Origin of the sequence: Microcoleus sp. PH2017_35_SFW_U_B, from assembly GCF_020737865.1 — a bacterium.
Taxonomy (GTDB): Bacteria; Cyanobacteriota; Cyanobacteriia; order Cyanobacteriales; family Microcoleaceae; genus Microcoleus.
Genome location: NZ_JAEQDE010000022.1, coordinates 82906 through 96285, shown reverse-complemented (window position 1 = coordinate 96285; position 13380 = coordinate 82906). Strand labels below are relative to the sequence as shown.

Sequence of the window (13380 nt, the reverse complement as noted above, 5' to 3'; positions counted from 1 at the left end):
GCAGAGGACGCAGAGAACGCAGAGAAAGAGAATAGTGAGGTTGATGTTTTTAGCTATTGAGGTTGAGCAGTTGGTGTTGCTAAAGGTGTTGTGGGTGCAGTTACGGGTGCGGCTTCAAACTTGCCGCTGCTGATTTCATATCCTTCTGCGATCGGCCCTAAAGCCAGCACTGGGAAAAATGTCAGCGCGCCCAAAATGATGATTACTCCTGCGGTGACGCTGGTGAACAAAATCGAATCTGTTCTCAGTGTTCCGGTTGTTTCAGGAACCAGTTGTTTGTTCGTCATGCTGTCAGCTAACAGCAGCAAGGCAATAATTGGAACGTAGCGCCCCATCAGCAAGCTAAAACAAGTGCTTAAATTCCACCAAAGTCCTGTCGGCGCGGGTTGAGAATCGCCCAATCCTTCAAAGCCAGAACCGTTATTAGCCGCCGCTGAAGCGTATTCGTACATCACCTGCGAAATGCCGTGAAATCCGGGGTTGCTGATGCCGCTCAAGCTGTCGGTAAAGGCGAGGGAAATGGCGCCGGGGATTAAAACTGCGATCGGGTGAATCAACAAAACAACGCTAGCTAAAACAATTTCCCGCTTTTCAATTTTTCGTCCCAAAAATTCCGGCGTTCTCCCCACCATCAATCCGGTGAGAAATACGCTCAAAATGGAGTAAATAAATAAGTAAGCCGTTCCCGTTCCCTGTCCGCCCCAAACAATTTGGAGAAACAAGTTAAACAAAGTAGCAAAACCCCCTGGCGGCATTAAAGAATCGTGCATTCCGTTGACAGCCCCGCACATTGTCCCAGTCGTAGTGACAGCCCAAAGTACAGTTTCTGCCCAACCGAATCTAACTTCTTTCCCTTCTAAGTTTGGTTGCACGGAACCGAGCAAACTATTAATTTGGGGATTGCCTTGATATTCGCCAACTGCTGCAATGCCGATCAAAATTACATAGATGGCAAACACCATCCCAAAAATCAGCCATCCCTGCTTTTTGTTGTTAGCAAATCTGCCGTAGGTGTGAATGAGTGCTGCTGGTATAGAAACCATTGCTAGTGTTTCCAGCAGGTTAGTAAAAGGGTTGGGATTTTCAAAAGGGTGAGCCGAGTTAATGGCAAAAAATCCGCCGCCATTTTCTCCCAGTTGTTTGATGCTTTCAAAGTGAGCTACTGGGCCGCGAGCAATTACTTGCGTGCCGCCTTCTAAGGTACGCGCAACTGCTGGGCCGGCTAGGGTTTCCGGCACTCCAGAAATTAGTAAGCACAAGCCAATTATCAAAGAAAGTGGCAGCAGAATCCGGGTGATAGATTGAATTAAATCGATATAAAAGTTGCCGAGGGGGCGACCTGTCAGTCCCCGAATAAAGGCAATTCCTACTGCTAAACCCGTGGCTGCTGAGGCGAACATTAAAAAACCCAGGGTTAACTGGGATAAATAACTGAATGTTGTCTCGCCTGAGTAATGTTGTTGGTCGGTATTTGTGAGGAATGAAATAGTTGTATGCAGCGCGGTATCCCAGGTTGGTGCACTCAGGCTGGTGGGATTTAAAGGCAGCAGTCCCTGAAGCATGAAAATCAAGAATACAAATATGCCCATTGCTGCATTGCTGTATAATAGCGATCGGGCATACTGCCAGCCTGTCATGGAATCTACAGACCGAATATTGCTGGCTTTATAGATGAGTTGTTCTAGTGGTTTAATTGCGGGGTCGAGAATGGTTCGTTCTCCCATGTACACCCGTGCCATGTAGTTGCCGAACACGGGCGCGATCGCGATTAAAATGATTAGGGTTAATGCAATTTGAATTAAGCCTTGTAACATAAGTGTGTTAAAAATTCCTCGTTTAGTGATTACTTTACTGAGGTTTGGGGTTGTTGATAATCTGTCTTAAGGTATAAGTTACTGTTTATAAATTATGCTTTTTTTACCTATACTTTTACTGATAGGCGAATGTTTAGCCAATGTATTAAATCTATACTTGCAGGTATAAATGCTGTCTAAACGCTGTTTTTTGCGCCAAAATGTAGTTGATATTTCAATACGGTTTACTTAACGCTTTTTGACGAATTTACTATCGCGATTTTATAGGCGATGCAGGCATTTTTCATGAATCAGATTGTTTTTAAGTTAACTGTATTGGTTGATATTTTACAAGCTTAAAATGGATTAATTAGAGATGTTTGACAGCTTATTGAAAATTCCCAAAATTTTGGTGTTTCAAGAAAAGTATTTGCGCGGAAGGTGGTCGATCGCAATTTTATTCGCGATCGTTATAGCACTGGAATTTACCACGCCGTCAGAATATCTGTTTGGGTATTTGTATACAGGGCCGATTTTACTGGCAAATTCGCGGTTGAGTCGGTTGGGAAAGTTGCAAATTACGCTGTTAGCAGCAGCATTGACGCTGTTGAACTTGTTTGTTCCCTATGGAGAAACGATCGCCCTAGCGACTGTTGCAAATAGGGCGATCGCAGTTATGGCCTTGGGAGTCACGGGATATTTGAGCGATCGCACCCAGCAGTATCAAGAAGCGATCGCGATCGCCAAAGCGCAGTTGCAATCTCAGCAGCAGCTAGCCAGCATCCGAGAGGATTTTGTCTCTACTTTGAGTCACGACTTGAAAACGCCGATGCTGGGCGCAATTGAAACAATCAAAGCTTTTCAGGGAGCAAACTTTGGGGAAGTGACTACCAGCCAGCAAAAAGTTCTCGAAACAATGGCGCGATCGCAAAAAATGTCACTACAATTAGTAGAAACGCTGCTGGATGTTTACCGCAACGATGCCGAAGGTTTAAAACTGCAACTTGCGCCCGTAAATTTAGCAGCTTTAGCAGAAGAAGTAATTGCCACACTCATCCATTTATCGGCAGCGCGCCGAGTTTATATTAGTATAAGTTACGGAGAGTCTGACTTTCGCCGTTCTTTGTGGGTAAACGGCGATGAAGTGCAACTCCAGCGCGTTTTTGTTAATTTGCTAACAAACGCGATCAACCATTCTCCCCGAGGTGGTAAAGTAGAAATAGTCATGGAATCTTACGCAACCGATCAGGTGGTGAAAGTTATCGATAGCGGGTTGGGAATTACTAGCGATGAGCTGCCCCAGTTGTTTGAGCGTTTTTATCAAGGAAATGGCGATCGGCAAGCCAAAGGATCGGGATTGGGGTTATACTTATCTCGCCAAATTATTGACGCCCACGGCGGTATAATTTGGGCAGAAAACAAATTGCCTTTAGGTGCCTTGTTTGGATTCCGACTACCAGCTATCTCTGCCAATGAAACCTAATTCTCCCTTGCGAATTCTCTTAGTTGAAGACGACGAACTGTTTCGGTTGGGACTGCAAACCAGATTGCAGCAAGAAAGTTCTTTGCAAATAATTGCCGAGGCGGAAGATGGAGAAACGGCGGTAGAATTGACTCAGGAACACTTGCCGGATGTGGTGGTTCTCGATGTCGGTTTGCCGGGAATTGGTGGCATTGAAGCGTGCCGCCAAATCAAACAGAGACATCCAGAAATTCCGGTTTTAATTTTAACATCTCACGCCCAAAAAACGTTAATTGAAAGGTTGATGGCTGCGGGAGCCCAAGGATATTGTCTCAAGGGAATTGCGGCAGAAACTTTGGTTTTGGCAATTCGATCGGTAGCGGCGGGCGCTTCTTGGTGGGACAAGGCCGCAACTGCGGAAATTCGGGCGGTTTTTAGTAATCCCGAACCTGTCAAAAGCGCGAGTAAATGGGAAGTTTTAGACAATCCGCTGACTCCGAGGGAACAGGAAATATTAGCCTTAGTTGCGGGCGGGAAAAGCAATCAGGAGATTGCACAAATATTGTACATCGCTCCGGGGACTGTGCGGGTGCACGTCCACGCGATTTTGCAAAAGTTAGAAGTGCGCGATCGCACTCAAGCAGCAGTGCTCGCTATTCAGAAAGGATTGGTAGCAGAGGAACTGTTAGGCAGTCAATCTTAAGTCTGGTAGTTTATAATGATAGACAAAACCTCGATCGCTAAAAACTATGGGTTTTATCAATCCCAAACTATATTTGGCCTTCACGAAGATATTCTGTTCTAACGAAAGCCGAGAAATTTTGATGAGTTTTTTGAACGCTATGCTTTATGCAGGCGAATCTGCGATCGAAGATTTAGAAATCATCCCTCCTTATTTATCTGCTGAGATTTTTGGAAGTAAAGACACTTATTTAGATGTCAAAGCTAAAATTAATGATGGCAAAACTGTGATTGTCACAATCCAAGTTTTGAACGTGGCAAAATATCGTAAGCGAGTTTTATATAATGCTGCTAAAACTTATGGAATGCAATTAAATCTAAGCGATAGCTATTACAGACTCAGGCCAGTAATTGCTTTGAATATCACAGACTTTGAAATGTTTCCCAATCAATTGGAAGTAATTTCGAGATTTGCTTTCAAAGAAACACAAAGATTATTCGATTATCCCGATAGCGAGATTGAGTTGGTGTTTATCGAACTGCCAAAATTCAAAAAGGAATTGGATCAGTTGACAACGCTGACGGACAAGTGGATTTATTTTGTCAAAAATACCAGTAACCTAGAAACTGTTCCCGATACAATGGTTACGGTGCCAGAAATTGAAAGAGCTTTTCAGATTGCTAACGACACGAATCTGAGTCAAAAAGACTTAGATGAATTGCAAAAACAAGAGTTTTGGATTCAAGATCAACAAGGGGCGATCGATCTAGCGGCTCAGCAAGCTCTAGAACGAGGCATGGAACGAGGCATGGAACGAGGCATGGAACGAGGCAAGTCAGAATTAATAGTCCGGAATATGAGGAGGCTAATTGGTGAAATTTCTCCAGACATTCAGACACAGATATGCGAGTTGAATCTTGAGAATTTGGATGATTTAGGAGATGCGATGTTTGATTTTGAAAGTGTTTCAGATTTGGTGACTTGGTTGCAGCAACATTCCCGAAATTTTACGGATGACATTTAATATCTGAGTTTGGTATATTTGGCATATATTTAAGTTATCGACGGTCATCAAACCAGAGGTGTTTTGTGCCAAATTTTATCAATTCTGTTATGAGTTCGATCGCCTTTCTCGACTCTGCCCTCCCCGATATCCAAAATCTTTGCAACGGTATCGCCGCCGGAATAGAAGTAATTATCATTAATGCAGCGCGGGATGGAGTAGCACAAATTACGGAAGTGCTAGGGAGTCGCAGCAATATTAAAAGTATTCATATTATCTCCCACGGTCGATCGGCGAGTTTGCAGCTAGGCGCGATCGATCTAAACTTGACAAATTTAAACTTTTATGGTGAAAAATTGCAGCGTTGGGCGCGATCGCTGGCAGAGAGTGCAGAGATTTTGCTGTACGGGTGCGAGGTAGCGGCGGGCGATGCGGGCGCTAACTTCGTGCAGCAACTGAGTCAGCTAACAAAGGCAAAAATCGCTGCTTCCAGGGGGCCGATCGGCAATTCAGCTTTAGGCGGAGATTGGCTGCTAGATTATACAACGGGAAGGATTGTTGCTGGAATGGCGATCGACCCAGCCACAATGGCCGCTTACCAATTTGTGTTCGGCTTACAACTTTTGGGACAAGCAGGATTTCCGGCAAATACAACTTTTGGAACACCAACAACTCAGGTAGGTGGACTGTCGGGCCTTACCTACGCGGGAAGCAACACTTACTACGCTATCTCCGACGGCCGCAATATTCCTGGTGGCAGTCCCGGCCCATCTCGCTTTTACACCCTCACTATACCTACTGTGAGTTCCGGTAGCTTGACACCAGTACCAGGACAAGTGAATTTTACAGGGGTGACACAGATTGGCAATCCGCCTCCCTTTGCCGCAGATACATCGGATACAGAGGGCATTGGCTTCATCGGCGGCAATGTCTTCGTCTCTTCTGAAGGCAATTTCTCCACAAATACCCAGCCTTTTATTAATAGTTTCGCCATTGCAACAGGAGTTCAAAATTTCGCGCTGCCTATTGCTTCTCCCAAATACGACGTATCAGCAGATCCTAACAGCGGCATCCGCAACAATCAAGGTTTTGAAAGTCTGACGATTACTCCCAGTCAAAGTTTTCTATTTACAGCAACAGAAAATGCTCTCGAACAAGACAGCCCTGCTTCAGATATAACGGCTGGCGCGCGATCGCGAATTGTCAGATATAACTTAGGTACAAACACCACAAACGGAGAATTTCTTTACAATACCGATCCGCGCAACGGCATTTCAGAAATGCTGGCCGTTGATGATAATACACTGCTGGTTCTCGAACGTTTTCTCGACTTATCGACAACACCGCCGTCAGGGGATTTGAAGCTTTATCAAATTTCTTTAAACGGTGCGACAGATATTCAAAACAATACCGGTTTGATTGCTTCTGGTGTTGCTAGCATTACACCAGTATCGAAAACTCCGATCGCCACTTCTGCTTATTTCCTCAGTACAGGCACTCCGGCACTGGTTGACAATTTTGAAGGGATGACATTTGGGCCTCCTCAAACAGCAACTGGGAAACGAACGCTAATTCTTGTCAGCGACAACAATTTTGCCCTTCCCACCAGATTCGCAGCGTTTGCAGCCAACAACGCACCCGTACTCAACAACAGCGGTTCGCCGGTACTAACAGCAATTAACGAAGATGTACCTTCTGCCAGCAACACTGGCACCTTAGTTTCTGTTTTAATTGCAGGAATAGTTACAGATCCCGACACCGCCGACACTCAAGGAATTGCTGTGACGGCGACAGACAATACTAACGGCAGTTGGCAATATTCTATTGATAGCGGTGCGACTTGGACGGCATTCGGTACACCGTCAACAGCAGCAGCGAGACTGCTAGCAGGCAATGCCAGTATCCGCTTTCTTCCCAATAATGACTACAACGGTAGTGCTAATATCACCTATCAATCGTGGGATGGAACGACGACTAACTCTAGCGGTACTACCCTCACGAATGGGGGGACGGCTGATATTTCAACTGCTAGCAGTATTGGGGGTTTAGCAGCTTTCAGTACGGCCAGCGAGACTGCAACAATTACTGTTAATCCTGTCAACGATGCACCGTCGTTTGTCAAAGGGCCCGATCGCACTGTCAATCACAGTGCTGGCCTGCAAACCTTTCCTGGATGGGCCATAGCCATTTCTCCAGGGCCGGTCAACGAGTCAACACAAACCGTCAACTTTCAAGTCGTGGGAAATGACAATCCCGGTTTGTTTAGCGTACCACCGGCGATCGGCTTTTTCGGACAACTGACTTTTACCCCCGCCACAAGTGGAACTGGCAAGGCTAATATCACTCTCAACCTCAGAGACAACGGCGGTATAGCTAACGGCGGCATCGATACTTCGGCAAACCAGACATTTGTAATTAATATTACCAACAGTCCGCCGATCGCCAATCCCGACACATACAAAGTCGAGCACGATCGCGTGTTGACCGGATTCAATGACTTCGACCCCGACATTTTCGACACGTTGACTGCTGCTGTTGTCACACAACCGACTAAAGGTAAACTCGTACTCAATCCCAAGGGTGACTTCACTTACACTCCTAACCCTGGCTTTGTTGGAATTGATACTTTCACTTACAGCGTTAGCGATGGGGCTGCGACTGTCCCCAGTACGGTGAGTATTGATGTTACGAACAGTCTGCCGATCGCTATTCCCGACACCTACATCGTCAGGCACGATCGCGTCAATGACTTCGACCCCGACATTTTCGACACGTTGACTGCTGCTGTTGTCACACAACCGACTAAAGGTAAACTCGTACTCAATCCCAAGGGTGACTTCATTTACACTCCCAGCCCCGGATTTGTCGGAGTTGATACTTTCATTTATAGCGCTAGCGACGGCGCTGCGACTATCCCCGCTACGGTGAATATTAATGTTACCAACAGTGTGCCGATCGCACAACCTGACACCTACAGCACCAGTGCGGGAAAAGCCCTCAGCGAAATATTGCCGGGAGTTTTAGCCAACGATTCCGACGCGGACTTGGACACGCTGACTGCTGCGTTGGCGGCCAACCCGACGAAAGGGTCGATCGCCCTCAGCAAAGACGGTTCTTTCACCTATACTCCTAAGGCAGGCTTTACTGGGACAGACACATTTAGCTACACAGTCAGCGACGGCATAGTTAGCTCTGCACCAGCTACCGTGACTGTAAACGTCAACAATAACCCGCCTGTCGCGATTCCTGACAACTATACAACTTCTTTTAATACCCCTCTCAACGTGGCCGGCTTGGGAGTCTTAATTAACGATACAGACCCGGAAAACGATCCGTTGACTGCGATTTTGGTGGCCCTGCCGACTAAAGGTGCGATCGCCCTCAACGCTAACGGTTCCTTCGGTTACACTCCGAATGCTGGTTTTGCAGGGACAGACTCTTTTACCTACAAAGCTAATGACGGAAAAGCTGATTCTGCGATCGTCACAGCAAGTATTGTTGTCAACAACTCTCCAACTCCAACTCCGGTAACAACTCCAACTCCGACTCCAACTCCAACTCCGACTCCGACTCCAACTCCAACTCCGACTCCGACTCCGACTCCGACTCCGACTCCGACTCCGACTCCAACTCCAACTCCGACTCCGACTCCGACTCCGACTCCGACTCCAACTCCGACTCCAACTCCGACTCCGACTCCGACTCCGACTCCGACTCCGACTCCGACTCCGACTCCAACTCCGACTCCGACTCCGACTCCGACTCCGACTCCGACTCCGGCGGAAAGTCCAACTCCGGTAACAACTCCAACTCCGGCGACAACTCCGACTCCGACTCCGACTCCGACTCCGGCGGAAAGTCCAACTCCGACTCCGACTCCGACTCCGGCGGAAAGTCCAACTCCGACTCCGACTCCGACTCCGGCGGAAAGTCCAACTCCGACTCCGACTCCGACTCCGACTCCGACTCCGGTAACAACTCCGACTCCGACTCCGGTAACAACTCCGACTCCGCTAACAACTCCGACTCCGGTAACAACTCCGGCGGAAAGTCCAACTCCGACTCCGACTCCGACTCCAAATCCTGTTGACTCTGACAGCATTGGTGGCGGTAATGCCGACGATCGCACTTGCGACGAAATTACCTTACCTGCGATCGATTCAATTCCAGGGCCGAATTCAGTCGATCGCACTTTCAACGGCACTGAGGGCAACGATTTCCTCATCGGTAGCAATCTCAACGACGCTATCAACGGTTTCAACGGGAACGACATTCTGCTGGGCGGAAGCGGTAACGACAATATTTATGGCGGGCGGCCCAGCAATATCCCTCTTGGCCCGAATGCAGACAAAGACTTGTTATTTGGCGGCAGAGGTAATGATTACCTCAACGGGGATGCCGGCGACGATCTCATTTTCGGTGGTAAAGGCGATGATGTGGCGATCGGTGGCAAAGACGATGACTTGATTTGGGGCGACAAGGGGAATGACACTCTGGTGGGGGCTGAGGGTAACGACTGCTTGTTTGGAGGCAGTTTTGACCCGTCTAGCCCTGACTCTACCGGACGCGATTTGCTGTTTGGCGGTGCTGGTAACGACTTCTTGAATGGAGGAGATGCTGCGGATACTCTGGGCGGTGGAGAGGGCAACGATACGCTGAACGGCGGCAAGGGCGATGACGTTCTGGTGGGGGGTACGGGCAACGATCTGTTGCTGGGCGATCGCGGCAGCGACAGCATTTGCGGCGCCGATGGGGACGATACTATTTTCGGCGATCGCGCGATTCCCTACGGGATAGCTACGCTTCACGACTTAAACGGATCTCCAGATTCCCTCTGTGGCGGTGCGGGTAACGATTTGCTGTTTGGTAACGGCGGTAATGACAACCTCTGCGGTGATGAGGGCAATGATACTCTGTACGGCGGTAAGGGTGATGATACTTTGACTGGGGGTTTAGGTAACGATATTCTCAGTGGTGGCATTGGGCGCGATCGCTTTATTTTAACCGCAGGTGAAGGCAGCGATGTCATTGCTGATTTCACTAAAGGTGAAGATTTGCTAGTGTTAGCGGGCGGTTTAACTTTTGCTCAACTCACTATTACCCAAAGCCCTAATGCAGGTGCGATCGCGATTTCTCAGAACGGTCAACTGTTGGCTACTGTGAATACAGTGGCTGGTAGTGCGATCGATCGCAGTGATTTTATCCTGTTTGGGCGATAAAATTAGCCGTAGGGTGCGTCAATCGATTTTAGATTTTAGATTTTAGATTTTAGATTTTAGATTTTAGAGGCTACCCTACTTCTACTTCTACTTCTACTTCTACTTCTACTTCTACTTCTACTTCTACTTCTGACGCTGAAATAATCGATGTTTCCGGCTGATAAATTGAGAGGCTTTTAATAATCTCCAGAAATTGCTGCAAAATAGTCGATGAATCATTCTGCCGCCAAACCGCAGTTAAGTTAGTGGTTGTCGTTTGTTCCAGAATCGGACGATAGACCACTCCTTTGCGTTGAAGATTCTGGACGTGAGATGGCAGAATGCTAATACCAGTTTCGCCTGCAACCAACCCCAAAATCGTGACCATAAAGACGGCTGTTTGAACAACTTTCGGCACAAATCCTGCTTGCGAACATAGATGGTAAATTTGTTCAGACAAACCCGCCACAACTTGATGCAGGGGCATGACAAATTCTTCATTTTTTACGTCAGCAAGCGAAATTTGGGATTTGGCTGCCAGCGGATGGTTTTTAGGTAAAACGGCGACAAGTGGTTCTTCCGTGATAGACATCGTTTCTAAATCATTGTCTTCCGAGATTTCGTGGTAGAGATACAGAAAAATGATATCAGTTTGGCGATCGCGCAATCTCTGAATTAGAAAAGCACTATTTTCTTCCTGTAAAATCAGTTTTACCTCTGGATATCGCTGTCGAAACGTTCGCAGCATCTCTGGAAAGACACCATTCGCGATCGAACTCGTAAAACTCACCGTCAAGTGACCCAATTCACCTTGATGAATGCGCTGGGTTTTATGTACCCCTTGTTCTAACAGTGCCAGAGTTGCACGAGATTCTTCTAAAAACGCCTGTCCTGCTGGAGTTAGCCCAATTGGGTGACTTTTGCGATCGAATAGTTGCACGCCCAATTCAGTCTCCAAATCTTTAATTTGGTTGCTTAGGGGCGGTTGCGAAATGTGCAATCGCTTTGCCGCATTGGTAAAGCTCAGTTCGTCTGCCACTGCAATGAAGTAACGGAGATGGCGAAGTTCCATAGATTTTAGATGTTAAACTTTAAACTTGGAAATGAATAATTACTATAGCGGTTATTGAGTAGATACTGCCATACTTCTTGAGTATATTCTTATATTAAAAAAAGTATTTGACATCTAATAATAACTTGTTTATTCTGGAATTAATAGTTAGAAGGTTTGGCGAATAATTACGATTTTAATTATCACAAAACGAGGATTATTTATGTTGTCGCACGTAATTCGACGAGTTGCAGTTGTCGGAGGAACCCACGGAAATGAGTTAACAGGAGTTTACCTGATTAAGAAGTTTCAACAATTCCCAGACTTGCTGAAACGATCGACCTTTGAGACAGTTGCCTTATTAGCCAACCCGAAAGCGGTGGCGCTGAATCGGCGTTATGTCGATCGCGATTTGAACCGTTGCTTTAGCCGCGCAGATTTGGCTAACCCAGACTTGACGGGTTACGAGGACACACGCGCTAAGGAAATCTCCGCCCAACTATGTCCTAAAGACCAAAACGGGGCTGATTTCATTATCGACCTCCACAGCACAACGGCGAACATGGGGCTGACAATTTTACCGTCTAGCAAACATCCATTCAATTTACAATTATTAGCCTATTTAAGCGAACTCGATCGCTCAGTTCGAGTTTGTTTCCGAGATGAGGATGGTCAGGATTCGCCAATGTTGCGATCGCTATCTGCTTTTGGTTGCACGATAGAAGTTGGGCCCATCGCCCAGGGAGTCGTTAATGCCCATCTGTTTCAGCAAACCGAAAGGCTGGTTCGCACCATTGTAGATTATCTCGATGCCACAAATCGGGGCAATCCGCTAGTTATACCATCATATTTAACTGCATATCAGGCGATCGTTTCCGTAGACTACCCGAGAAATGCTGTAGGTGAAATGCAAGCCACTATCCATCCCCAACTTCAGTTTAAAGATTACGAACCCTTACATCCCGGTGAACCGATGTTTCTCACATTTACGGGAGAATCGCTCCCCTATCAAGGAGAATCTACAGTTTTCCCTGTATTCATTAACGAAGCTGCTTATTATGAAAAGCACATAGCGATGCTTTTGACGAAAAAACAACAGCTTCACCTTGAAACTGCATAAAATCCTGTCCCGTCAATTACCAGAAACAAAAAAGGTTTGTAGTGAGGACTTCAGTCCGCATCCATCCCAGGACAGAATTTCCAACTATTGAACCAATCTTACTAAGGTTTGTAGTGAGGACTTCAGTCCGCATCCATCCCAGGACAGAATTTCCAACTATCGAACCAATCTTACTAAGGTTTGTAGTGAGGACTTCAGTCCGCATCCATCCCAGGACAGAATTTCCAACTATCGAACCAATCTTACTAAGGTAATTCGAGCGGACATGATAGACAGCCTTTCTCAAAAATATGAGGTATGACTGAAAGCTTATATAACGACGAAACTAAGAGGGCTAAAGCCCAACTACATACCTCATCTTTCGATCGGGCATGATAGATATAACTCCCCAATGATTCAAAATATGACTTTTATGACATTAGGGTTATGACTTTTATGAATTCAAGCAATGAATTTATGAATAGACGTATCATCTCGCCTGTGTAATAATGTTAATTAACTTCAAGTCAATAAGTATTAGGTAAATGTAGGCAAAAAGGTGTGGGTAGATGGTGGGTAGGTAGGGTGAGAGGTAGTGAGCAAATCCCCCCCCCCCAAGTATGTTGGCGATGTAATCGGGCTTTAAGGGGCTGTTTTTACCCTTTTCCGGGGCTAATAAACGCGAGATGCTATCGGAAATGAATGATTTTGTATTACTGCGGGGAATGTGTACTACAGGAAGCGGTAGGTAGGTTTGTTTTGGCTGTTTATTCAGGGTGAAAACCCCATATGCAGATTACATATGGACTATCGAATGGGAATATAGACAATAAAAAACCCGCCTTATTAGGGCGGGCTGGATTGGGGGGGGTTAGATGTCAGTTAGTTGAACCGTTGTGTCAATCCCTAGGTAATGGCGTTGGATGACCTCTACGCTGTTACCGCAGGCGGTAGCTAACAGAAGTAAGTCAGTGCCAGCGTGGGCTTGTAGGGTGATGAACGTATGGCGGGTATGGTAGATAGATAAGCGAGAACTTATCGCGCCAGAATCAGCCAATCCCGAAACAATACCAGGGTAGACGTACTTAATAC

General features: G+C 46.5%; 7 protein-coding genes. 5 read left to right on the top strand and 2 right to left on the bottom strand.

The window, feature by feature from the left end; translation table 11 throughout:
• Positions 1–53: 53 nt before the first annotated feature.
• The gene (kdpA, locus tag JGK36_RS03355; protein WP_293196246.1) at positions 54–1814 is read right to left on the bottom strand and encodes a potassium-transporting ATPase subunit KdpA; all 1761 of its coding nucleotides are present in this window, start codon (positions 1812–1814) and stop codon (positions 54–56) included.
• Positions 1815–2169: 355 nt separating this feature from the next.
• Between kdpA and JGK36_RS03350 the strand changes: the two genes are divergently transcribed.
• The 4 genes from JGK36_RS03350 to JGK36_RS03335 all read left to right on the top strand — a co-directional run bounded on the left by JGK36_RS03350 (position 2170) and on the right by JGK36_RS03335 (position 10159).
• Complete coding sequence (locus JGK36_RS03350) at positions 2170–3276, top strand: HAMP domain-containing sensor histidine kinase (RefSeq protein WP_293182762.1); 1107 nt, start codon at positions 2170–2172, stop codon at positions 3274–3276.
• On the top strand, positions 3266–3958 hold the full coding sequence (locus JGK36_RS03345; RefSeq protein WP_293182760.1) for a response regulator transcription factor: 693 nt from the start codon (positions 3266–3268) through the stop codon (positions 3956–3958). Before JGK36_RS03350 ends, JGK36_RS03345 begins: the two co-directional genes overlap by 11 nt.
• A gap of 46 nt (positions 3959–4004) precedes the next feature.
• A complete protein-coding gene (locus JGK36_RS03340; protein ID WP_293196244.1) occupies positions 4005–4961 on the top strand; it encodes an Rpn family recombination-promoting nuclease/putative transposase in 957 nt (318 codons plus the stop codon).
• A 65-nt stretch (positions 4962–5026) separates the two neighbouring features.
• A complete protein-coding gene (locus JGK36_RS03335; protein WP_293200790.1) occupies positions 5027–10159 on the top strand; it encodes an Ig-like domain-containing protein in 5133 nt (1710 codons plus the stop codon).
• 70 nt (positions 10160–10229) lie between these two features.
• Here JGK36_RS03335 and JGK36_RS03330 read toward each other — a convergent pair whose 3' ends face one another.
• On the bottom strand, positions 10230–11210 hold the full coding sequence (locus JGK36_RS03330; RefSeq protein WP_293196242.1) for a LysR family transcriptional regulator: 981 nt from the start codon (positions 11208–11210) through the stop codon (positions 10230–10232).
• Between the two features lie 202 nt (positions 11211–11412).
• Between JGK36_RS03330 and JGK36_RS03325 the strand changes: the two genes are divergently transcribed.
• The gene (locus JGK36_RS03325; protein ID WP_293192011.1) at positions 11413–12309 is read left to right on the top strand and encodes an aspartoacylase; all 897 of its coding nucleotides are present in this window, start codon (positions 11413–11415) and stop codon (positions 12307–12309) included.
• Positions 12310–13380 lie beyond the last annotated feature (1071 nt).